Origin of the sequence: Pseudomonas sp. SGAir0191 (genome assembly GCF_002812565.2) — a bacterium.
GTDB lineage: Bacteria > Pseudomonadota > Gammaproteobacteria > Pseudomonadales > Pseudomonadaceae > Aquipseudomonas > Aquipseudomonas parafulva_B.
The window spans coordinates 1,163,985-1,186,948 of the sequence record NZ_CP025035.2 but is presented as its reverse complement, the minus strand read 5'-3'; the positions used below and the strand labels follow the sequence as shown (position 1 = coordinate 1,186,948).

Here is a 22,964-nt window from a genome sequence, read left to right as displayed (position 1 = left end):
GTTGGATAGACGATTATGGGCGCACTGTGGCAAACGGAACCAAACACCAAGCAAGCACCCGCACAAACGCCTGCCGAGACGCCAGAACCCAAGTCCCCTCGTCAGCGCCGGTTATGGTGGCGCCTGATCATCCTGATTCTGCTGGTGGCAGCTGGCGCGGTCGGCTTCGCGGCCTATGAAGAGTTCCGCACCTCCGAGCTGCAATCGCGCGAGTTCAGCAAGCTGGCAAGCACCTTGACTTACTCGCTGCAGCCCGGCCCCAGCGATTCGATCGTGTACCCAAGCGAAGGACCGTTCGACAAGCGCCTGGGCTACAGCTCGCTCGGCGAGTTCCTGCCCCGCCTGCTCAAGCGCGATTACCTGATCAGCCAACAAGTGCGGTTCTCGCCGGCGCTGGTCAACTACGTCGATCATGGGCTGTTCGCGCCCTACATCGAAAAGGTCCAGGCAGGCCTGGCGATCACCGATTGCCGGGGCGACATGCTGTACCAGTATCAGTATCCCCAGTACCTGTACCCGGACTTCGCCTCGATTCCCTCGGTGGTGGTCAACAGCTTGCTGTTCATCGAGAACCGCGACCTGCTCGATACCCGTGATCCGCGCAACAACCCGGCGGTGGACTGGCCCCGTTTCGCCAAGGCGGCCTACAGCCAGATCGCGCGCTACCTGGCCCTGCCTGGCCAATCTGCCGGTGGCAGTACCCTGGCTACCCAGCTGGAGAAGTATCGCCATTCACCTGACGGGTTGACCGTGTCGGGCGCCGAGAAGATCAGGCAGATGATTTCTGCCAGCGTGCGCGCCTACCAGGGCGGGCCGGACACCACCGAGGCGCGCCAGCGTATCGTGCGTGACTACCTCAACAGCGTGCCGCTGTCCGCCGTGCCGGGTCATGGCGAGGTGCACGGTATGGCCGAAGGCCTGCGCGTGTGGTACGGGGCAGACTTCGAGCAAGTCAACAAAGCGCTCAATGACACCGCCACGGACGCACAGAGCCTGGCGGCCCGTGGCCTTGCGCTGCGTCAGGTGCTGTCGTTGATGATCGCCCAGCGCCGGCCCTCGCACTACCTCTCCAAAGGGCGCCTCGAACTCGCCGAGCTGACCGACGCCCATGTCCGGGTGCTGGCCGCGAACCAGATCATCCCTCAGGCGCTGGCCGATGCCGCATTGGCCAGCAAGGCTGTCTACCGTGACTGGGTCGCGCAGCCGACCATCGTGCCGATCGTCACCAACAAGGGCATCAGCCTGGCCCGCAACCGTCTTTCGGCCATGCTCAACCGCCCGCTGTACGACCTCGATCGCCTGGACCTTTCTGCCACCAGCACCTTGCAGGCTGACCTGCAGCTGCAAGTCAGCGAGTACCTCAAGCATCTGGCCGACCCGGCCTTTGCCGCGCAGATCGGCCTGATCGGCGAACGTCTGCTGACCGCCAAAACCACCGACCAGGTCAGCTACAGTTTCACCCTGTTCGAACGCACGGCCGATGGCTCACGCGTGCGGGTACAGACGGACAGCACTGACCAACCCTTCGACATCAACGAAGGCAGCAAGCTGGAACTGGGGTCCACCGCCAAGCTTCGGGTGCTGACCACCTACCTGGAAATCGTCGCCGAGCTGCATGACAAGTACGCCGGCAAGCCTGTGGCCGAGCTGAAGAACGTCGAGGTCGCCGACCTGGATGTCATCAGCCGCTGGTCACTGGGCTGGCTGATGCAAAACAGCAAAAACCAGAGCCTGGACGCCATGCTCGATGCCGCCCTTGAGCGCAAGTACTCCGCCAGTACCGGAGAATCGTTCTTCACCGGGGGCGGTATGCACGTGTTCAACAACTTCCGCAAGGAAGACAACGGCCGCAACCCTACCCTCAAGGACGCCCTGCGCGAATCGATCAACCTGCCGTTCATCCGCCTGATGCGCGACGTGGTGCGCTACGTCACCTATCAGCAGCCACTGAACAGGGTGCCGCTGCTCAAGGACGATGCTGACCCGCGCCGGCAGGAGTACCTGGCAAAGTTCGCCGACAAGGAAGGGACCAGCTACCTGATGCGTTTCTGGCGCAAGTACCAGCGCAAGACCTCGCAGCAACGCCTGGACACCTTCCTCGACAGCATGCGCGTGACCCCCCAACGTCTGGCGGCCGTGCACCGCTACCTGTTCCCCGAGGCCGGCCAGGCCACGTTCAATGCCTTCGTACGGGCCCATAGCAAAGACAGCAAGCTCGCACAAAGCAAACTGACCGACGACCGCCTGGTACAGATGTACGATGCCTACGGCCCGGGGCGGTACAACCTGCCTGACCAGGGCTTCATCGCCAAGGTCCACCCGCTGGACCTGTGGCTGCTGGGTTACTTGCTCAAGCATCCGGCATCGACCTTGAGCGAAATGATCAACGCCAGTCGCTTCGAGCGCCAGGAGGTCTACAGCTGGCTGTTCAAGAGCCGTCACCAGGGTGCACGGGACAGCCGCATCCGGACCATGGTGGAAATCGAGGCGTTTCTCGACATTCACCAGCGCTGGAAGCGGGTCGGCTATCCCTTCGATCACCTGGTCCCGTCGCTGGCGACCGCTATCGGCAGCTCCGGTGACCGGCCTGCCGCGCTTTCCGAACTGGTGGGCATCATCCAGAACGACGGTGTAAGGCTGCCGACACTGCGCATCGATACCCTGCACTTTGCAGCGGATACGCCCTACGAAACCAAACTGATCAGCGACCCGGACCGTGGTGTGCGGATACTGCCGGTCGAAGTGGCGCGAGCCCTCAAGGGCGCCATGTCGCAAGTGGTGGACGCGGGTACCGCGCGGCGCATCTCCGGCAGCTTCATGCTCAAGGACGGCACGCCTCTGGTCATGGGCGGCAAGACCGGAACGGGCGACAACCGCATCGAAAGCTTTGGCGCCGGGGGCCGCCTGATAGGCTCACGGTCGCTGAACCGCACCGCGACGTTCGTGTTCTTCCTGGGCGACAACCACTTCGGCACCTTGACCGCCTTCGTGCCTGGGCGCTCGGCGGAGGCCTTCAAGTTCACGTCTGCATTACCGGTGCAGGTGCTCAAGGGCATGGCGCCGATCCTCATGCCGTACTTGCAGCCTGGCAACCCTAACGAATGCATCCCCCCACAGCGGTCAAACGCCGTCGCGGGTTCACCTGAGGATATATCGAACGGGTAGATAAGAATCATCAGCATTTGTGGCTTGCCGAAGAGACATCTTGAGTACTATCTTGAGATATATCTTAAACAGGCACTTTCCAGCATGCGCGATTCTGAGTACTTCGAACGCAAACCCGGCCGCGGCGAACGCGGCCCTCGGGTGTTCGCCCCGGGCGATCTGAAACTACTGCTGCTCTCATTATTGGGCGAACAGCCAGGACACGGTTACGACCTGATCAGGCAAATCGAAAAGCGCTTCGATGGCAGCTATACGCCAAGCCCAGGCGTGATATATCCCACGCTCAACTTTCTGGAGGAGGCCGAACTCATCCAGGGCCAACCTCAAGGCAGCAAGCGGCTGTACACCATTACCGACACGGGTCGCAGCGCCTTGACCGAGCAGGCCGTGGCACTGGACGGGTTACGCGTGCGTATCGAAGTCAGCAAGCATGCCCTGCGGGGTCACGACCGCCCTGCTGAGATTCACGAGGCCGTGGGCAATCTGCGCCACGCCTTGCACATGCACCATGGCCGCTGGACACCCGAGGAAATCGAGCGAGTCCGCGACCTGCTCAACGTAACCGCCAAGGCCATTGCTGGCGGCCCCCATGCCCCTGACCAGGAGAGCGTCGATGAGTGAAGCCATTCACCGCGTCAACCACGATATTCGCCAGCGCCGCCTGAACGTGCTGCGCGTGACCGACCTGACCCCGCGGATGCGGCGCGTGACATTGGGCGGCCCCGAGCTGCAGGGCTTCATCAGCCTGGGCACGGATGACCATATCAAGCTGCTGTTTGCCGAGACTGCCGAGCAGCAGCAAGCCATTGATGCCCGGGCACTCAATCGGGAAGGTGGCGAGCGGCCCATCATGCGCGAATACACCCCCCGGCGCATCGACTTGCAGGCCAACGAACTGGACATCGACTTCGTGCTGCACGGCGATGGCCCTGCTTCGACCTGGGCGGCGCAAGCGGCACCGGGGCAAACCCTGGATATCGCCGGGCCGCGCGCCTCGATGGTGGTCCCGGACATCTTCGATGCCTACCTGCTGATCGGCGATGAAACCGCCTTGCCCGCCATCGGCCGCCGTCTTGAAGCCCTGCCTGCGGGGCGGCGGGTAGTAGCCGTCATCCAGGTTCACGATGAGCAGGAGCGTCAGCCCTTGCCGAGCCAGGCGCAGGTGGACGTGATCTGGTCGGTACGGAGGCGGGACGACCTGGTGGCCACGGTCGAGGCTTTGCCATTACCCGAAGGGGCCTTGTACGCCTGGGTGGCGCTGGAAAAGAGCCTGACGCGTGAGGTCAAGACGCTGCTGATCAGCAAAGGCGTAGCCCAAGACGCCCTCAAAGCCGCCGCCTACTGGCGCGCGGAAGGTTCAGCGAGCGATGACTGAAAGGGGCCGGGGCGGCCGGTCCGGCGCCTCGGGAATGTTCGTTGCGAAGCTCAAATCTCAGGGCAGCCTGAGAAGCTCGAATGACGGCACGCCCTTCCTCACCCCGCCCGCCACCTGTCCAGAATGAGCAGCACCCCGGCGATTGCCCAAAACCCTGCCAGCACACCCAGCGCATTGATCATCACCTGGCCGTACCCCAAGGTGGCGACGTCGATGAAAGGATAGGCGTAGACGCCAATCTCACTGCCGCGCCACAACGCATAGGCGAAATAGACGGCAGGATAGAACGCCCATAGCCCAAGGTGGTGCAGCCGCAACCGCCCCTTGGGCACCTCGAACCACCAATACAAGACGTAAAGCGCTGGCATGACGTCATGCAACAGCTCGTCTGCCAACCATTGCCAACCCTCCGGCTGCCACAGATGGCGCAACAACAGGCTATACGCCAGCGCCACCAGCACGATGCTCGCCGCCACTGCCGAGCTGACCACAGGAGACAGGAAAAAGCGCTTGCTCGCCCCTTCCCGGCCAAATGCGGCGTAGCTCAGGACAGTGGCCACCAGCGTATTGGTCAGCACCGTGAAGTAGCCGAACACGTTGATCAGGCCACCTATCAGGCTCGCCTGCTCCTGCCATCGCCCCCACAACACCAGGTACACCTGCACGCTCAGGCCCAGCCAGCCCAGCATGGCCAGGGTGCTCAACCACGGGTGACGCCGCATGTCAGGCCTGGCGCTGCAGCTTGATGTACAGCTGCTCGACCTTCTCGCGGGCCCATGGGGTCTTGCGCAGAAAGGTAAGGCTCGACTTGACCGTCGGGTTGCTCTTGAAGCAGCGCACATCGATGCGCTCGGCCAGCCCCTGCCATTGATAGTGGGCGACCAGCTCGGTCAGGATCTGCTCGAGGGTCTTGCCGTGCAACGCGTTGTGTTGGGCAGTGCTCATGCCAAGGCTCCGGTACAAAGATGCGCACCTTACACCAGTGCAGGCATCGTCGCGCACCCTGCGCTGGACAAATAAGGCTGGCGACGTGGGACACGGCTGTGCTGAAATAGAGATGTTATATTGTAACAATTAACATCTCTGCCAAGGATCGCTACAGCTCATGGTGCACTCACCGCTTCGCCTGTCTCCGCTCGCACTCGCACTTTGCATGGTCACCTCCTACAGCCACGGGGTTGAACTTTCGCCCCAAGTCATCACTGCCAACCCGTTGGGCAGCGCCCAGTTGGCCAGCCCCAACACGGTGCTGGAAGGCACCGACCTGCTGCAACAACAGCACAGCAGCCTGGGGGAAACCCTGAACCGACAGCCAGGTGTGGCCTCCACCTGGTTCGGGCCAGGGGCGAGCCGCCCGATCATCCGAGGCCTGGACGGGGATCGCATTCGCCTGCTGCGCAATGGCGTCGGCGCGCTGGATGCCTCGTCGTTGTCCTACGACCACGCCGTGCCCCTTGACCCCGTCACCGTCGAACGCATCGAGATCGTCCGGGGCCCCGCTGCCCTGCTGTATGGTGGCAATGCCATTGGTGGCGTGGTGAACACGTTCGACAACCGCATTCCCGATACCCCTATCGACGGCATCCAGGGAGCCGGCGAGTTGCGCTACGGTGGCGCCGACACCACACGCAGCAGTGCCGGCAAGCTGGAGGCCGGCAACGGCGCCTTCGCCCTGCACGTGGATGCCAATGCCCGTCAGTACAATGACTTGCGCATCCCAGGCTTTGCTCGCAGCGCCCAGGTACGCGATGCCGACGCCCCAGGCAGCAAGCATCGCCTGGAAAACAGCGACGGTCGCCAGGACGGCGGCGCGCTGGGCGGTGCCTATCACTGGGACCACGGTTATGCTGGCCTGTCCTACAGCCGTTATGACAGTAACTACGGTTCGGTGGCCGAGCCCGGCGTTCGGCTGGACATGGAGCAGGACCACTATGCTTTCGCCTCGCAGTTTCGCGACCTGGACGGCCCGTTCAGCTCGGTGAAGCTCGATGCCGGGTATACCGATTACCAGCACCGTGAAATCGAAGAAGGCGAAGTCCACACCACGTTCAAGAACAAGGGCTACGAGGCCCGTGTCGAGGCCCGCCACCAACCCCTGGGTCCCGTCGAAGGCGTGCTGGGCGCGCAAGTCAGCCGCAACGAATTCTCAGCCCTGGGCGAAGAAGCGTTCGTGCCGCATACCGATACCGACACCCTTGCACTGTTCTTGCTGGAGCAATGGCACGCCACTGATCGGTTGGACGTGAGCCTCGGGGCTCGGATGGAACACACCCGCGTCGACCCGGACGGCAAGGGTAACGCGCAGTTTGCAGACGCCGACAGCGCCAGTAGCTTCAATGCCTTTAGCCTGTCGTCGGGCGCCGTGTATCAACTTGACTCGATCTGGTCGTTCGCCGCCAACCTGGGCTACACCGAGCGGGCGCCCACCTTTTATGAGCTCTATGCCAACGGCGCGCATGTGGCCACCGGTGCCTATGAGGTGGGCGATGCCAGCCTGAGCAAGGAAAAGGCGTTCTCGGGGGACTTGGCACTGCGCTTTGACAACGGCACGCACAAAGGCAGCGTGGGCGTTTTCTACAGCCATTTTCACAACTATATCGGCCTGATCGGCACCGGCAACCTGCGCGAAGGTCACGATCATGAGCATGAAGGCGAAGACCATGATCATGACCATGACCATGACGGCATTCCCGAATACCAGTACCAAGGTGTTCGAGCCCGCTTCTACGGCATCGAAGCGCAAGACCGGTGGCAGCTGGCGCAGAACCGCTATGGCAGCTTTGCGCTTGAGCTGTCGGGTGACTATACCCGTGCCAAGAACCTCGATTCCGGCGAGCCCCTGCCACGAATCGCGCCGTTGCGCCTGAACAGCGGGCTGGTGTGGGAGCTTGACCGCTGGCAGGCGCGGGTGGACGTTGAGCACGCCGCCGCTCAACACCGCAAGCCGGCCAATGAAACCCGCACCGATGGCTATACCACCCTGGGCGCTAGCGTGGGGTATCGCTTCGACGTGGGCCACAGCCAGTGGCTGGCATTCGTGCGTGGCGAGAACCTGACGGATCAGACGGTGCGTTATGCCAGCTCGATCCTGCGCGATATCGCACCTGCGCCGGGACGAAGCGTGGAAGTCGGCCTGCGCACCACCTTCTGAGGTAGCCCGCTCTTCACGAAGGGACACATGGGGCGTCATCCGCCCCATTCAGCCGCACTGTTACCCAAGGGGTAACAATGCACTGCGACATTTTGTCTTTTTTTCCCACGCTTTACCCTATATCCTCCCCGCCGCAAGCTGAATCGCTTCACCCACCCCCTTTTTCGTCAACCCATTGCCAGGGCTGCCTGTCGATGCGCTTGCCGTTTTTCCAACAACCAGAAGATAGCGCTACCTCATGCTTCAACTGCCAAAATCCTGCTACCTCGGCCTCGCCCTGGCGACCCTGGCCAACGCAGCCCATGCCAACGAGCCATTTGCCAGTGACTCTCCCTGGATGTTCGGTGACTGGGCCGGGCACCGTACCGCCTTGCTTGACCAGGGTTACGACTTCACCTTGGGCTACACAGGCGAAATGGGTAGCAACCTGCGCGGTGGCTACGACCACGACCGCACTGCCCGCTACAGTGATCAGTTCACCTTCGCCAGCCACATGGACCTGGAAAAGATCTTCGGCTGGCACGACGCCGAATTCCAGCTCACGGTCACCGAGCGCCACGGCCAGAACATCAGCAACGACCGCATCAATGACCCCCGCGTGGGTGGCTTCACCTCGGCGCAGGAGGTATGGGGCCGCGGCCAGACTTGGCGCCTGACGCAGCTATGGATCAAGCAGAACTATTTCGACGGCGCGCTGGACGTCAAGTTTGGCCGCTTTGGCGAAGGCGAAGACTTCAACAGCTTCCCCTGCGACTTCCAGAACCTGGCCTTCTGTGGTTCTCAGGTGGGCAACTGGGTAGGCGGCATCTGGTACAACTGGCCCGTCAGCCAGTGGGCCTTGCGCGTGCGTTACAACCTCAGCGACAGCCTCTTCGCCCAGGTTGGCGTATTCGAGCAGAACCCGTCCAACCTGGATTCGGGCAACGGCTTCAAACTCAGCGGCAGTGGCACCCAGGGCGCCGTCATGCCAATCGAACTGGTGTGGAGCCCGCGCATCAAAGGCATGAAGGGGGAATATCGCGCCGGGTACTACTACAGTAATGCCAAGGCAAGCGATGTACTCAAGGATAACGACGGGCAGGCGGCAGCGATCAGCGGTGCCGCCTACCGCAGCAGCTCAAGCAAGCACGGCGTGTGGCTGGGCGCCCAGCAGCAGGTGACTGCGCTGGCATCGGACGCCTCGCGTGGCTTGAGCGTATTCGCCAACGCCACGATGCATGACAAGAAAACCAATGCCATCGACAACTATGTGCAGGCTGGACTGGTATTCAAAGGGCCGTTCGACAGGCGGGCCAAGGACGACATCGGCCTTGCAATCGCCCGTGTGCATGTCAACCCGGCCTATCGCAAGAATGCTCGGCTGGCCAACCAGGCCGCGGGGCTTTACGACTATGACAACCCAGGCTTCTTGCCCGTACAGGACACCGAATACAGCGCTGAGCTGTATTACGGCATCCACCTGGCCGACTGGCTCACGGTGCGACCTAACCTGCAATACATCCGCCACCCCGGAGGCGTGTCGCAGGTCGACAACGCCCTGGTCGGCGGCTTGAAGATTCAAAGCACTTTCTAAAAACACATATCAAACGGAGAACATGCGATGAGCACTGAAGGTGCCAAAACGGGAAGCCGCTGGCTCCCCCGCCTGATCGGCGTCCTGCTGTTGTTGATGGGGCTGGCACTGCTGGCCGGCGGCATCAAGTTGAGTCAGGTGGGCGGGTCTCTGTATTACCTGATCGCCGGCATCGGCTTTGCCGTGTCTGGCGCCCTGCTGCTGGCCCAGCGCCGTATCGGCCTGGGTGTCTACGCCGTCGTATTGTTGGGCAGTACGGTCTGGGCACTGCTCGAAGTGGGCCTGGACTGGTGGCAACTGGTGCCGCGTCTGGCCCTCTGGTTCGCCATCGGCGTGGTGCTGTTGCTGCCCTGGTCGCGCCGCCCGTTGATCGGGCCAGCCAGCAAAGCCAACACGGCGCTGCTCACCGTTGCCGTGGTGGCTTCGGGAGCCTGCGCCGTCGCCAGTCAGTTCACCCACCCCGGTGAGGTGTATGGCGAACTGGGTCGCGATACCAGCGAAATGGCCAGCACCGCCCCGGCCATGCCCGACGGCGAGTGGCATGCCTACGGCCGCACCGAGCACGGCGACCGTTACTCACCGCTGCGCCAGATCACCGCGCAAAACGCCTACCGCCTTGAAGAGGCCTGGCGTATCCGCACCGGCGATCTGCCCAGCGACAACGACCCGGTGGAACTGACCAACGAAAACACGCCGCTCAAGGCCAACGGCATGCTCTATGCCTGCACCGCGCACAGCCGCGTGCTGGCCTTGGATCCGGATACCGGTGCTGAAATCTGGCGCTACGACCCGCAGATCAAGAGCCCGGTAGGCACCTTCAAAGGTTTCGCCCACATGACTTGCCGTGGCGTTTCGTACTATGACGAAAACCGCTATGTGAGCCGTGACGGTAGCCCTGCGCCTACTATCAGCGAGGCTGGCAAGGCCGTGGCTCAGGCCTGCCCGCGCCGTCTTTATCTGCCAACTGCCGACGCACGCCTGATCGCCATCAATGCCGACAACGGCAAGGTCTGCGAAGGCTTTGCCAACCAGGGCAGCGTCGACCTGACCACCGGCCTTGGGCCATTCACACCAGGTGGCTACTACTCCACGTCGCCTGTGGCCATCACTCGCGATCTGGTGATCATTGGCGGTCACGTGACCGACAACGAATCGACCAACGAGCCGTCCGGCGTGATCCGCGCCTACGACGTACACGACGGCCGCCTGGTGTGGAACTGGGACAGCAACAACCCCGACGACACCGCGCCACTGGCTCCGGGCAAGATGTACAGCCGCAACTCGGCCAACATGTGGTCGATTGCCAGCGTCGACGAAGACCTGGGCATGATCTACCTGCCACTGGGCAACCAGACGCCGGACCAATGGGGTGCCGACCGTACGCCAGGCGCCGAGAAATACAGCGCCGGCGTGGTCGCACTGGACCTGGCAACCGGCAAGGCACGCTGGAACTACCAGTTCACCCACCATGACCTGTGGGACATGGACGTGGGCAGCCAGCCTACCCTGGTATCGCTGAAGACCGACGATGGCGTCAAGCCAGCGGTCATCGTGCCAACCAAGCAGGGCAGCCTGTACGTGCTGGACCGTCGTGACGGTACACCGATCGTGCCGATCCGTGAAATCCCGACGCCACAAGGCGCGGTCAAGGGCGATCACACCTCGCCAACCCAGGCCCGTTCGGACCTCAACCTGCTCGGCCCTGAGCTGACCGAACAGGCCATGTGGGGCGCCACGCCGTTCGACCAGATGCTGTGCCGCATCCAGTTCCGCGAACTGCGCTACGAAGGCCAGTACACCCCGCCGTCCGAGCAGGGCTCGCTGATCTACCCAGGCAACGTAGGTGTGTTCAACTGGGGCAGTGTCTCGGTCGACCCGGTGCGCCAACTGCTGTTCACATCGCCCAACTACATGGCGTTCGTCTCCAAGATGATCCCCCGTGAGCAGGTTGCCGACGGTAGCAAGCGTGAGAGCGAGACCAGCGGCGTGCAACCGAACACCGGCGCACCTTATGCCGTGACCATGCACCCGTTCATGTCGCCGCTGGGCGTGCCGTGCCAGGCGCCTGCCTGGGGCTATGTAGCCGCCATCGACCTATTCACCAACAAGGTGGTCTGGAAGCACAAGAACGGCACCACCCGCGACAGCACGCCGGTGCCGATCGGCCTGCCGGTTGGCGTACCCAGCATGGGCGGCTCGATCGTCACCGCCGGCGGCGTAGGCTTCCTGAGCGGTACGCTGGACCAGTACCTGCGCGCCTATGACGTCAACAACGGCAAGGAATTGTGGAAAGCCCGCCTGCCAGCAGGCGGCCAGGCCACTCCAATGACCTACACCGGCAAGGACGGCAAGCAGTACGTGCTGATCGTGGCCGGCGGTCACGGCTCGCTGGGCACCAAGATGGGCGACTACATCATCGCCTACAAACTCGCCGAGTAACCGGCACGGTGTCACAAAAGCGGAGCCTGACGGGCTCCGCTTTTTCATGCGCGCGCGCCACTGCCCGGCAGCGGCTTGAAACCCTTCCTACCTTGCCCCATCTAAGCACCATAGTCATTCACGCAGGTGCCCCATGAGCGACCAGCAGGATTACCCTGAACACGCCGACGATTCCAACGAAGTCGAACATACCAGTAGCCAGCCGATAACCGGCCATGCCTTGGCCCTGCCTGGACAGCAACTGCCGGACAAGGTCTATGTGATCCCCATTCACAACCGCCCATTCTTCCCGGCACAGGTGCTACCGGTCATCGTCAACGAAGAGCCGTGGGCCGAGACGCTGGACTTGGTGGCCAAGTCTCCCGACCACTGCCTGGCGCTGTTCTTCATGGACACGCCGCCTGAAGACCACCGCCATTTCGACACCAAGGCCCTCCCGGAGTACGGCACCCTGGTCAAGGTGCACCATGCCAGCCGGGAAAACGGCAAGTTGCAGTTCGTGGCCCAGGGCCTGACGCGGGTACGTATTCGGACCTGGCTCAAGCACCATCGTCCGCCCTACCTGGTTGAAGTTGATTACCCGCGCCAACCGGCCGACCCCACCGACGAGGTCAAAGCCTATGGCATGGCCCTGATCAACGCGATCAAGGAGCTGCTGCCCCTCAACCCGCTGTACAGCGAAGAGTTGAAGAACTACCTCAACCGCTTCAGCCCCAACGACCCCTCCCCGCTGACCGACTTCGCCGCCGCACTGACCTCGGCGACCGGCAGCCAGCTTCAGGAGGTGCTCGACTGCGTGCCCATGCTCAAGCGCATGGAAAAAGTGCTGCCCATGCTGCGCAAGGAAGTCGAAGTCGCTCGCCTGCAAAATGAAATTTCCGCCGAGGTGAACCGGCAGATCGGCGAGCATCAGCGCGAGTTCTTCCTCAAGGAACAACTGAAGGTCATCCAGCAGGAACTGGGGTTGACCAAGGATGATCGCAGCGCGGATCTGGAGCAGTTCGAGCAGCGGCTCGAAGGCAAGACCCTGCCGGATCAGGCACGCAAGCGCATCGATGAAGAGATGGGCAAGCTGGCGATCCTGGAAACAGGTTCGCCCGAATACGCCGTGACCCGAAACTACCTGGATTGGGCGACAGCCCTGCCCTGGGGTATCTACGGCGATGACAAGCTCGACCTCAAGCACGCTCGCAAGCTGCTCGACCAGCATCATGCGGGACTGGACGATATCAAGGAACGGATCCTCGAGTTTCTGGCCGTTGGGGCATGGAAAGGCGAGATCAGTGGCTCCATTGTGCTGCTGGTAGGCCCGCCAGGCGTGGGCAAGACCAGCGTAGGCAAGTCCATCGCCGAATCGTTGGGCCGCCCATTCTATCGCTTCAGCGTGGGCGGCATGCGCGACGAAGCCGAGATCAAGGGGCATCGCCGCACCTACATTGGGGCCCAGCCCGGCAAGCTGGTACAAGCCCTGAAGGATGTGGAGGTGATGAACCCGGTCATCATGCTCGACGAAATCGACAAGATGGGACAAAGCTACCAGGGCGACCCTGCCTCGGCGCTATTGGAAACCCTGGACCCCGAGCAGAACGTCGACTTCCTCGATCATTACCTGGACCTGCGCCTGGACCTGTCCAAAGTGCTGTTCGTGTGCACCGCCAATACCCTGGACTCGATTCCCGGCCCGCTGCTTGACCGCATGGAGGTCATTCGCCTGTCCGGGTACATCACCGAAGAAAAACTGGCCATCGCCAAACGCCACCTCTGGCCCAAGCAACTGGCCAAGGCGGGCGTGGCCAAAAGCAGCCTGAGCATCACCGACAGCGCCTTGCGCCTGGTGATCGAAGGCTATGCCCGCGAAGCCGGCGTGCGACAGCTGGAAAAACAGTTGGGCAAACTGGTGCGCAAGGCCGTGGTGAAGCTGCTTGAAGACCCTACCGCCAAGCTCAAGATCGGACCAAAGGACCTTGAAGGTGCATTGGGCATGCCGGTGTTCCGCAGCGAGCAGGTGCTGGCGGGCAAGGGTGTTATCACAGGCCTTGCCTGGACGAGCATGGGCGGTGCGACCCTGCCGATCGAAGCGACGCGCATTCATACGCTAAACCGCGGTTTCAAACTCACCGGCAAGCTCGGCGACGTCATGAAGGAATCGGCTGAAATCGCGTACAGCTATGTGAGTTCCAACCTCAAACAGTTTGGCGGCGACCCGGCGTTCTTCAACGAAGCGTTCATTCACCTGCATGTGCCGGAGGGCGCCACGCCGAAGGACGGTCCGAGCGCCGGCATCACCATGGCCAGCGCGTTGCTGTCCTTGGCAAGGGATCAGGCACCGAAGAAAGGCGTGGCCATGACCGGCGAGCTGACCTTGACCGGGCAGGTACTACCCATCGGTGGGGTGCGCGAAAAGGTCATCGCGGCCCGTCGGCAGAAGATCCACGAGCTGATCCTGCCCGAACCCAATCGCGGCGATTTCGAGGAGCTGCCCGAATACCTGCGTGAAGGGTTGACGGTGCATTTCGCCAAGCGCTTTGCAGATGTCGCGAAAGTGCTTTTCTAAAACCAAAGAACAGGGGCTGTGCAACAGCCCTTGGTTCATTCGTACCTCGGTATCACTGCCGTGCCGCTTAATCGGTTATTCTCGGACGGTCGACAACCCGTGGAGCCCCTATGTCCACCTCACGCCTTCTTGCCCCGTTGGGGCTGACCCTACTAACTGCTTGCGCCCAACAGGGTATCGAGCCCGTCACCCTGGATGCTGAGAGTGAGTGCCCGGTCTACCTTGAAAAAGGGCAGGTCCTGAACCTGACACTGCCCAGCAACCCCTCAACCGGCTACCGCTGGCGCGTGCAAACCGCAGCCACGCCTGTGCTCGTCAGCCTCGGCCCCGAGGTCTACAGCGCGCCTGATCAGGAGGATGTGGTCGGCAACGAAGGCCTCTCGACGTGGCGTTATCAGGCCGACCAACCCGGCAAGGCAGCATTGAAGCTGGTCTACCAGCAGCCCTGGGCTACGCAGGTAGCGCCTGTGCAGACCTTCGATTGCACTGTCGTCGTGCGCTGAGTGCCTACGCGTAATCGCAGGCGCGCTGCACCGCCTTGAGGTAGTTGTACAGGTCCATGAGCGCAACGGTCGCCGCTTCTGAGCCCATGGTTGTAGTGAGGCCCTTCCTGTGAGCTGTCCACTCGCGTTCTACCTTGCCCAGTTCGTCCTGCCATTGTTGCTTGTCTGATGCGAGCCCCGACAGCTCGATGACAGCCCGCTGCTCAACTTGCGCGGCTTGCAAAACACTCTGCAGACGCTTGTGATCGTCTCGAGCTTCCTTCAGTCGGGCTTCTGTCTGGGCGTGTGCAGTGACCAGGTCGCTGGCTGTCTTGGACGCTTCAATCATGTCTGCATAGGTGTTGAGCTTGGCGATTACGGCTTTTACCAGATCGGCATTCACTTTGGGATCCTTGACCGTGTCCATCACGAGGTCAACTTCTTCGGCGCTTGGAATCAGGCCCTTGAATGCCTGGGTAATGGAGGGCCTGTCGAATACCTTGATAGCCTGCACAATTGTGTCATTCTGCTCCTGCAGCCTCTGCAGTCGCGCGAGGGCTGTCTCAGACTGCATTTGTAGGGCCACCGTGCGTGCTTCCAAGGCTGGCACCGCGTCGCTTACCGCAGCCAGAGAGAACACTTCGAGTCTTTTAGTCAGCCTGGCAAATTCTGCGTAATGCTGGTCAAGCCTATCCAGCAAGCTACCGAGTCTAGAAGCTCGTTCATGGTTTTGCTCTGCGGGCGTAAAGGTCCGATCCTCGAGTAAGGTGATCGCGCCTATCCAACTTTTCTTGCAGCCTCGTTCGACGAACAGCACGAGTATTCGCAGATCCTCGACCTGCTGTGCAACGGCAGGCAGCACATGGCCACTCCACTGATCTATCCGCTCGAACATAGCGTCTTGCAGACGCTGCATCTGGTTAAAGTCGGGTAACGCGGCATCCAACGTCATAATATCCATATTAAAATTCCTCCAATTCTTCAACCATCTCATTAAACAACCCAGACAAAGTGTGACAAATACTGCCTATCTTTTTCCAAGGTTTGATGACTTCAGAGAAGTCCTGAACGAAACTCTCAAGCTGATGAACGGTTTTCAGGTCGTTCGCTTCCTCTGCTGAAGTTTTTGCATAGGATGCGAGAAACAACCAAACATCCGCCAGTCGCTTGGTGGCCGATGAAAGATCTTTGCAGCGAAATTGCAGGTCTTTCACCAACGTACTGACACGTAGAAAATCTTCAAGTGCTGGCAGTGCCTTGCCAACATGATTGGCAAGTTCATTACGTTGCGCAATCAGCGCATTTTTGCGTGCTCGGACTGCCTCGGCCTTGGCGCCGAATACCCCGCCTGTCACGATCAAACCAAGTGGCCCCAGCGCAAGGCCGGTGAAGGCGTAGCCAACCAGTGCGTCATATTCGGATTTAAGTTGATCAATTTCAATGTCCCACTGATCCATCTGATCGCGTTGCACGATCAGTTCGTCATAGGACACTTTATCGTCAAAGTGTTTGACCAGCCGAGTCATGCGGGGTCTGAGTTCCCGCTTTATCTGGCTATTAAAAAAATTGGCGCGCTTATCGACTTCATCTATTCGCCTGCTCGTATCCTGGATTTCCCTCACCAGCTCGGCAATGCCGATGTTCATCACCGCTGCGACCTGCGCCTGCTCGTCTTCGGTCAGAGGCATTGTAAGCGTATCACCGTCACTCTCCGTCTTACGTTTTTCAATCGCCTGGAAGGATTCGCTGTCCTCAAGATTCTTCATCAGGACCCCACCCCGATAGACCAGGCTTTCGGCAAACGATTCAATTTCCGGGCCCAATTGCTTAATGCAGCGTTCCAAGATATCCCATTCATTGACGTGAGCATGCAAGACTGCATACAAATCGTGCACCAAGGTAACGTCGATACCCAGGGCTGCATAATCCACTTCGCGGGCGATGTCCTGAGCCGTCCGCGGCATCTGATGGACAGCGTTGACGTAGCGTTTGATGGCTTTCAGATTGTCAGCCGTCAGCAAGGTCCCTATCTGTTGCTGCCCTTCCAATCGACTTTCTAGAAAAGAAAAGTAACGCTCTGGTAGTACCTTGACCTTCTCTATTGGGTTCAGTTGGTCAATTGCCTGTTCTTCTAACATGATTATTCACTCATGGTGGAGGCCCGCTGCGCGTGCACATTGATCGTGTTACAGGCAAGAGCTTCAACTAATACCACGCCTATCGCATCCACCTTAATAACCAAGTAGTGTGAGAAAGCTCTTCCCGGACTGTATGAAGGATGTTGCATTTAACCGCGACCGGGGCACGGTGACCGTGGCAAGATTCATTGCCATTCGATAAAATGCGTGGCCGTTTTATCCAGCCTTGAGCCCGCCGTGACCACAGATCCCGATCGTCTTTTCGCCCAACCGTTGGCGCAGGTCCCCGACTTCGTTTTCAACGAGGATGTGGTGCGCGTGTTCCCCGACATGATCAAGCGCTCCGTGCCGGGCTACCCGACCATTGTCGAAAATGTGGGCGTACTGGCCGCACGCTTCGCCAAGCCCGGTACGGCGTTGTATGACCTGGGCGCCTCGCTCGGAGCGGTAACGCAAGCCATGCGCCGGCACGTGCGGGGGGAAGGTTGCCGAGTCATCGCCGTGGACAATTCCGCCGCCATGGTCGAACGCTGCCGGGAATACCTCGCGGCCCAGGACTCGATGTTCCAGGAGTTGTTGCCTGTTGAGGTGCTGGAAGCGGACATCCTCAACCTGGCGTTCGAACCGGCCTCGGTGGTAGCGATGAACTTCACCCTGCAGTTCATCGCACCTCCACAGCGCCTGGCGCTATTGACGCGCATCCGCCAGTCACTGCTGCCCGGCGGTGCCCTGATTCTTTCGGAAAAGCTGTGCTTTGCCGACACCACCGCGCAGGCACTGCTCAATGACCTGCACCTGGACTTCAAGCGTGCCAACGGCTACAGCGAACTGGAAATTGCCCAGAAGCGCAGCGCCATCGATAACGTGATGAAGCCCGACACCCTGGAAACCCACCGCCAGCGCCTGCTCGATGCAGGGTTCTCGACCGTCGTGCCCTGGTTCCAATGCCTTAACTTTGCCTCGTTGATAGCCCTACCATGATCGACCTTTCTCCTCTGGCACGCCGCCTGGCGGGCACCCCCCTGGCTGCATGGTCGCAAGGCCTGCAGGCGCAGCTCGATACCAAGCTGGAAAAAGGTCATGGCGACCTGGACCGCTGGCGCGGTGCACTGGACGCGCTTCCGGCGCTGCAACCGAGCGAAATCGACCTGGTAAATGGATTAAGCCTGGACTGCGACTGCGATGACGCCAGCCGTGTGCAGATGCGCCAGGCATTGATGGGGCTGTCGCCCTGGCGCAAGGGCCCCTTCGATCTGTTTGGCGTGCACGTCGATACCGAATGGCGCTCGGACTGGAAGTGGTCGCGCGTCGCACCGCACCTGGACCTCAAGGGCAAGCGGGTACTGGATGTTGGCTGCGGTAATGGCTATTACCAGTGGCGCATGCTAGGCGCCGGGGCCGACATGGTCATCGGGGTCGACCCGAACTGGTTGTTCTTCTGTCAGTTCCAGGCGGTGCAACGGTACTTGCCGGACCTGCCCGCCTGGCACCTCCCCTTCGCTCTGGAAGACCTGCCTGCCAGCCTCGAAGGCTTCGACACGGTGTTTTCGATGGGGGTGTTTTATCACCGTCGCTCGCCTATCGAGCACCTGCTGGCGCTCAAGGACTGCCTGGTAAAGGGCGGCGAGCTGGTGTTGGAAACATTGGTGATCGAAGGCGACACACAACAGGTGCTGGTGCCCGAGGACCGTTACGCGCAGATGCGCAACGTGTGGTTCCTGCCCTCGGTCCCAGCCCTGGAACGCTGGCTGCGCCGGGCGGGGTTCAGTGATGTGCGCTGCGTGGATGTCAGTGTCACGAGCCTGGAAGAACAGCGCAGTACCGAATGGATGCGCTATCAGTCGCTCAGTGATTTCCTCGACCCCAGCGATTCAGGCAAAACCATCGAGGGCTTGCCTGCCCCGCGTCGGGCCACGCTGGTGGCGCGCAAGTAACCATTGGCTCAACGCGAGGCCGCGAGAATCAACGCCTTCATTTCTGAAACGGCGGCCTTGAAGCCCACGAACAATGCGTGGGCGACCAGTGCGTGGCCGATGTTCAGTTCGTTGATGCCCTTGATAGCCGCCACGGCCTCGACGTTATGGTAGTGCAGACCGTGACCGGCATTGACGATCAGGCCCTGCCCGATGCCAAACGCCACGCCCTCGACAATGCGCTTGAGCTCCTCGGCCACTTCGGTAGGTGATTGCGCATCGGCATAACGGCCGGTGTGCAGCTCGATGGCCGGCGCGCCCACCCGGTGCGAGGCCTCGATCTGGCGCTCGTCGGCATCGATGAACAGCGACACTTCTGCGCCGATGCGCGACAGGCGCTCGACGGCCGCCTTGATCCGCGCTTCCTGGCCTGCCACATCCAACCCACCTTCTGTGGTGAGTTCCTGACGGGTTTCAGGTACCAGGCAGATGTGCGCAGGGCGGACCTTTTCGGCAAAGGCCATCATCTCTTCGGTGACGCCCATTTCGAAGTTCATGCGCGTCTGCAACACATCCTTGAGCAGCAGCACGTCGCGCTCCTGGATGTGCCGGCGATCCTCGCGCAGGTGCACGGTGATGCCGTCGGCACCCGCCTCTTCAGCATCCAGCGCCGCTTTGACAGGGTCTGGATAGCGCGTACCCCGGGCCTGGCGCAGGGTGGCCACATGGTCGATGTTCACGCCGAGAAGCATGCGGTTGCTGTGAGTCACGAAAGGCTCTCCTTGGATTGAGCCCTACAGCATACGTCGTGATCAGCGCTTGCGAAACAGTTCGCGGCTGACCAGCGGCTTGCCACCCAGATGAACGGCCAAGGCCTGGCGCATCAAGCGCTTGGCCGCCAGCAAAGCACCTGGCGTTTCCCAGTCGGCCTCGGCCAAAGCCAGCAACTCGGTGCCACCGAACAGCCCAGGCTGGGACAGTTCGACCCGCTCCAGCCCAGCGTCCACGCGCAGGCGGTACAGCCCCTCGGCGGCAATGGGCTGATCAACGACATCCCTGTGCAGCGAGAAGGCGTAACCCAGCTCATCGAGCAGCCGCCATTCAAAAGCGCGCAACAGCGGCTCAAGCGGGCGGCCGGCGAGTAGGGCTTGCAAGGTTTGCGCGTAATGATCGAACAATCCAGGCGAAGGTACCTCTGCCGGGAGCAGGCGCATGAGCAACTCATTGAGGTACAAACCGCTGAAGACAGCGTCCCCGTGCAGCCAGGGTGCCATGCCGACCGTTTCCAGCCTGCCAACGTTCTTCAGCTCCCCTCGCCCGCGCAGCTCAAGCTCCAGTGGCACGAAGGGGCGCACCAGGCTGCCACCCTTGCCACGCGCACGGCGCAATACGGCACGTATGCGCCCCTGGGGGGTGAAGAAGTCCACCAGCGCGCTGGTTTCCTTGTAGGCGCGGCTGTGCAGCACGTAGGCTGGCTGACCGACAGGTTGTTCCATGAAATTCACCAGCCCGCGTGAGGCAGACGCTGGCGAGAACGCACCGACCGGGGCGTACTCGCATCAGGCCGCGTGAGCCTTAGAGGTCGCCGTAACCCAGCGAGCGCAGGGCGCGCTCGTCATCGGACCAGCCGCCTTTGACCTTGACCCAGAGGTTGAGCATCACCTTGGCGTCGAACAGCACTTCCATGTCCTTGCGCGCGTCGGAACCGATGCGCTTGATGCGCTCACCCTTGTCGCCGATGATGATTTTCTTCTGCCCGTCGCGTTCGACCAGGATCAGTGCATGGATATGCAACACATGCCCCTGCTGCTTGAACTCCTCGATCTCGACCGTGATCTGGTAAGGCAGCTCGGCGCCCAGTTGCCGCATGATCTTTTCGCGCACCAGCTCGGCAGCCAGAAAGCGGCTGCTGCGATCGGTGATCTGATCTTCCGGGAAGAAATGCTCGTTTTCCGGCAGGTGCTTGGCAATCAGCGCTTCGAGCGACTCGAGGTTGTGGCCCTGCTGTGCGGAAATGGGCACGATCTCGGCATTGGGCAGCTGGCCTTGCAGCCACTGAAGGTGCGGAATGAGCTCGGCCTTTTCATCCATGCGGTCAGTCTTGTTCACCGCCAGGATCACCGGGCCGGTCACGTACTGGACGCGCTCGAGCACCAGCTGGTCCTCATCCGTCCAGCGGGTGCGGTCCACCACGAAGATCACCACGTCGACGTCCTTCAAGGCCGCCGAGGCGTTGCGATTCATGTAGCGGTTCAGGGCCTTGTCGTTGGCTTTGTGCATGCCGGGGGTATCGACGTAGATGGCCTGCACCTGGCCCTCGGTCTTGATGCCGAGCATGTTGTGGCGCGTGGTCTGTGGCTTGCGCGAGGTGATGGCCAGCTTCTGACCGAGGATGTGGTTCAACAGGGTGGACTTGCCGACGTTGGGGCGACCGACAATGGCGACGTAGCCGCAACGGGTGGTGGTGTTCTCAGTCATTGCCATTCTCCACGCCCAGGGCGATCAATGCGGACGCAGCGGCTACCTGCTCGGCGATACGCCGGCTGACACCCTGACCACGACTCTTGTTGTTCAGCAGCACCACTTCGCATTCGACGAAGAACGTACGGCAGTGAGGTTCGCCCTGGATATCCACCACTTCGTAACGCGGCAGCTCGCAACTGCGCGATTGCAGGAACTCCTGCAGGCGCGTTTTAGGATCTTTGTTGGTGTCGACCAAGGTCAGCCCTTCGAACTCGTTGGCCAGCCAGGCAAGCACGCGCTCGCGGGCCGTGTCCATGTCGGCGTCCAGGTAGATGGCCCCGATCAAGGCCTCCAGCGCATCGGCCAGAATGGACTCGCGGCGAAAGCCCCCGCTCTTGAGCTCGCCGGAACCCAGGCGCAGGTATTCGCCCAGGTCGAACCCGCGGGCCAGACGGGCCAGGGTCTCGCCCTTGACCAGGCGGGCGCGCAGCCGTGACAGCTGCCCTTCACGGGCCTGAGGGAAGCGCTCGAACAGCGCCTCGCCGGCGACGAAGTTGAGAATGGCGTCACCGAGGAATTCCAGACGCTCGTTATTGCGTCCGGCATAGCTTCGGTGGGTCAACGCCAGGAGCATCTGGTCCTGGTCCTTGAAGGTGTAACCGAGCTTTCGCTCCAGGCGGGTAAGGGAAGCAGTCATGCGGCCACCCGATCGTTGTTAAACGCGTTGTTCAAATCAGCATCCTGAAAGACGGTTTGGCCATGGTCACCGCACGCTGGGCGGCGAATCTCCCATCCCTGAGACACAGCCTATGTCAGAAAAGCATTCGGCGCTGTATGGACAGCGCCGAAGGGTATCAATGGATCAGTCCGACCCGCGACAAGTTAGGCAGGTGGCTGAGTTTCGGCTCAGGCCAGCTCATCCATACGGCGAAGGCCTTGCCGACGATGTTGCGGTCCGGAACCATGCCGTGCAGTTCCTTGGGAATATTGGGGTCATCCCAGTAGCGGCTGTCGTTGGAGTTGTCGCGGTTGTCGCCCATCATGAAGTAATGGCCGGCTGGCACCGTCCATTGCTGGTCCGGCGGCATGCGATAACGGCTCATCTCCTTGCGAATCAGGTGCTCTGCAGCACCGAGCTTCTCCTTGTACAGCTGAGCGCTGCCCAGGGTTCCGGGCTCGGTACCCACCAGTTGCTCGGCGACCCGCTGACCATTGACGAACAACTGCTTGTCGTTGGTGTAGCGGATCTGATCACCGGGCAAGCCGACGACGCGCTTGATGTAGTTGACGTTGGGGTCGCTGGGATAGCGGAACACCATGACGTCGCCGCGCTGCGGGTCGCCCACCTCGATGACCTTCTTGTCGATCACCGGCAAGCGGATGCCGTAGGAGAACTTGTTCACCAGGATGAAGTCACCCACTTCCAGCGTGGGTTTCATCGACCCCGACGGAATCTGGAACGGTTCGACCAGGAACGAGCGCAGCACCAGCACGATGAACAGCACCGGGAAGAACGACTTGCCGTATTCGACCAGCAAGGGTTCCTTGTTCAAGCGCTCGACCACCGCCGGTTCCGGCTGGCTGACACTGCCCTGGTAATTGGCGATCGCCGCACGTCGGCGCGGCGCCAGGAACAAAAGGTCGATCAGGCCCAACAGACCGCACACGAACACGGCAATGACGAGCAACAGCGGGAAATTTAGCGACATAG

The 22,964-nt window shown here is 61.3% G+C and carries 19 protein-coding genes; 10 read left to right on the top strand and 9 right to left on the bottom strand.

What is annotated here, in order from left to right:
• Positions 1 to 15: 15 nt before the first annotated feature.
• The 3 genes from CWR53_RS05370 to CWR53_RS05360 all read left to right on the top strand — a co-directional run bounded on the left by CWR53_RS05370 (position 16) and on the right by CWR53_RS05360 (position 4,540).
• Positions 16 to 3,165, top strand: coding sequence for a transglycosylase domain-containing protein (locus CWR53_RS05370; RefSeq protein ID WP_100850985.1), 3,150 nt, complete (start codon positions 16 to 18; stop codon positions 3,163 to 3,165).
• Between the two features lie 84 nt (positions 3,166 to 3,249).
• Positions 3,250 to 3,786 (top strand): PadR family transcriptional regulator, encoded by a 537-nt coding sequence (locus CWR53_RS05365; protein ID WP_058605194.1) that lies wholly within the window; start codon positions 3,250 to 3,252, stop codon positions 3,784 to 3,786.
• Positions 3,779 to 4,540 carry a siderophore-interacting protein gene (locus CWR53_RS05360; protein WP_100850984.1) on the top strand — a complete coding sequence of 254 codons (762 nt, stop codon included), beginning with the start codon at positions 3,779 to 3,781 and terminating at the stop codon, positions 4,538 to 4,540. The genes CWR53_RS05365 and CWR53_RS05360 overlap by 8 nt, the downstream gene beginning before the upstream one ends.
• Positions 4,541 to 4,638: 98 nt before the next feature.
• Here CWR53_RS05360 and CWR53_RS05355 read toward each other — a convergent pair whose 3' ends face one another.
• The gene (locus CWR53_RS05355) at positions 4,639 to 5,262 is read right to left on the bottom strand and encodes a Pr6Pr family membrane protein (RefSeq protein ID WP_058605196.1); all 624 of its coding nucleotides are present in this window, start codon (positions 5,260 to 5,262) and stop codon (positions 4,639 to 4,641) included.
• A gap of 1 nt (position 5,263) precedes the next feature.
• A complete protein-coding gene (locus CWR53_RS05350) occupies positions 5,264 to 5,485 on the bottom strand; it encodes a VF530 family DNA-binding protein (RefSeq protein ID WP_027915371.1) in 222 nt (73 codons plus the stop codon).
• 160 nt (positions 5,486 to 5,645) lie between these two features.
• Here CWR53_RS05350 and CWR53_RS05345 point away from each other — a divergent pair, with 160 nt between their 5' ends.
• From CWR53_RS05345 to CWR53_RS05325, 5 genes are all read left to right on the top strand, one after another.
• The gene (locus CWR53_RS05345; protein WP_100850983.1) at positions 5,646 to 7,691 is read left to right on the top strand and encodes a TonB-dependent receptor; all 2,046 of its coding nucleotides are present in this window, start codon (positions 5,646 to 5,648) and stop codon (positions 7,689 to 7,691) included.
• A gap of 238 nt (positions 7,692 to 7,929) precedes the next feature.
• On the top strand, positions 7,930 to 9,264 hold the full coding sequence (locus CWR53_RS05340) for a carbohydrate porin (protein ID WP_100850982.1): 1,335 nt from the start codon (positions 7,930 to 7,932) through the stop codon (positions 9,262 to 9,264).
• A 27-nt stretch (positions 9,265 to 9,291) separates the two neighbouring features.
• On the top strand, positions 9,292 to 11,703 hold the full coding sequence (locus CWR53_RS05335) for a glucose/quinate/shikimate family membrane-bound PQQ-dependent dehydrogenase (RefSeq protein ID WP_058605199.1): 2,412 nt from the start codon (positions 9,292 to 9,294) through the stop codon (positions 11,701 to 11,703).
• A gap of 133 nt (positions 11,704 to 11,836) precedes the next feature.
• Positions 11,837 to 14,257 carry an endopeptidase La gene (gene lon, locus CWR53_RS05330; RefSeq protein WP_058605200.1) on the top strand — a complete coding sequence of 807 codons (2,421 nt, stop codon included), beginning with the start codon at positions 11,837 to 11,839 and terminating at the stop codon, positions 14,255 to 14,257.
• Between the two features lie 110 nt (positions 14,258 to 14,367).
• The gene (locus CWR53_RS05325; RefSeq protein ID WP_100850981.1) at positions 14,368 to 14,760 is read left to right on the top strand and encodes a protease inhibitor I42 family protein; all 393 of its coding nucleotides are present in this window, start codon (positions 14,368 to 14,370) and stop codon (positions 14,758 to 14,760) included.
• A gap of 4 nt (positions 14,761 to 14,764) precedes the next feature.
• Here the strand turns inward: CWR53_RS05325 and CWR53_RS05320 are convergent, their stop codons facing one another.
• A complete protein-coding gene (locus CWR53_RS05320) occupies positions 14,765 to 15,700 on the bottom strand; it encodes an alpha-xenorhabdolysin family binary toxin subunit B (protein ID WP_100850980.1) in 936 nt (311 codons plus the stop codon).
• Between the two features lies 1 nt (position 15,701).
• A complete protein-coding gene (locus tag CWR53_RS05315) occupies positions 15,702 to 16,877 on the bottom strand; it encodes an alpha-xenorhabdolysin family binary toxin subunit A (RefSeq protein ID WP_100850979.1) in 1,176 nt (391 codons plus the stop codon).
• A gap of 237 nt (positions 16,878 to 17,114) precedes the next feature.
• On the opposite strand from CWR53_RS05315, the gene cmoA reads away from it, so the two are divergent.
• Together cmoA and cmoB are read left to right on the top strand one after the other, a co-directional pair.
• Positions 17,115 to 17,858 carry a carboxy-S-adenosyl-L-methionine synthase CmoA gene (gene cmoA, locus CWR53_RS05310; RefSeq protein WP_100850978.1) on the top strand — a complete coding sequence of 248 codons (744 nt, stop codon included), beginning with the start codon at positions 17,115 to 17,117 and terminating at the stop codon, positions 17,856 to 17,858.
• The gene (gene cmoB, locus CWR53_RS05305) at positions 17,855 to 18,811 is read left to right on the top strand and encodes a tRNA 5-methoxyuridine(34)/uridine 5-oxyacetic acid(34) synthase CmoB (RefSeq protein ID WP_100850977.1); all 957 of its coding nucleotides are present in this window, start codon (positions 17,855 to 17,857) and stop codon (positions 18,809 to 18,811) included. Before cmoA ends, cmoB begins: the two co-directional genes overlap by 4 nt.
• An 8-nt stretch (positions 18,812 to 18,819) precedes the next feature.
• On the opposite strand, the gene pdxJ is transcribed toward cmoB, so the two are convergent.
• From pdxJ to lepB, 5 genes are all read right to left on the bottom strand, one after another.
• Complete coding sequence (gene pdxJ, locus CWR53_RS05300) at positions 18,820 to 19,542, bottom strand: pyridoxine 5'-phosphate synthase (RefSeq protein WP_375335484.1); 723 nt, start codon at positions 19,540 to 19,542, stop codon at positions 18,820 to 18,822.
• A gap of 60 nt (positions 19,543 to 19,602) precedes the next feature.
• The gene (gene recO, locus CWR53_RS05295; RefSeq protein ID WP_100850975.1) at positions 19,603 to 20,286 is read right to left on the bottom strand and encodes a DNA repair protein RecO; all 684 of its coding nucleotides are present in this window, start codon (positions 20,284 to 20,286) and stop codon (positions 19,603 to 19,605) included.
• A gap of 79 nt (positions 20,287 to 20,365) precedes the next feature.
• A complete protein-coding gene (gene era, locus CWR53_RS05290; protein WP_058605208.1) occupies positions 20,366 to 21,268 on the bottom strand; it encodes a GTPase Era in 903 nt (300 codons plus the stop codon).
• Complete coding sequence (gene rnc, locus CWR53_RS05285; protein WP_023535270.1) at positions 21,261 to 21,950, bottom strand: ribonuclease III; 690 nt, start codon at positions 21,948 to 21,950, stop codon at positions 21,261 to 21,263. Before rnc ends, era begins: the two co-directional genes overlap by 8 nt.
• A 157-nt stretch (positions 21,951 to 22,107) precedes the next feature.
• On the bottom strand, positions 22,108 to 22,962 hold the full coding sequence (lepB, locus tag CWR53_RS05280) for a signal peptidase I (protein ID WP_058605209.1): 855 nt from the start codon (positions 22,960 to 22,962) through the stop codon (positions 22,108 to 22,110).
• Positions 22,963 to 22,964: the final 2 nt, after the last annotated feature.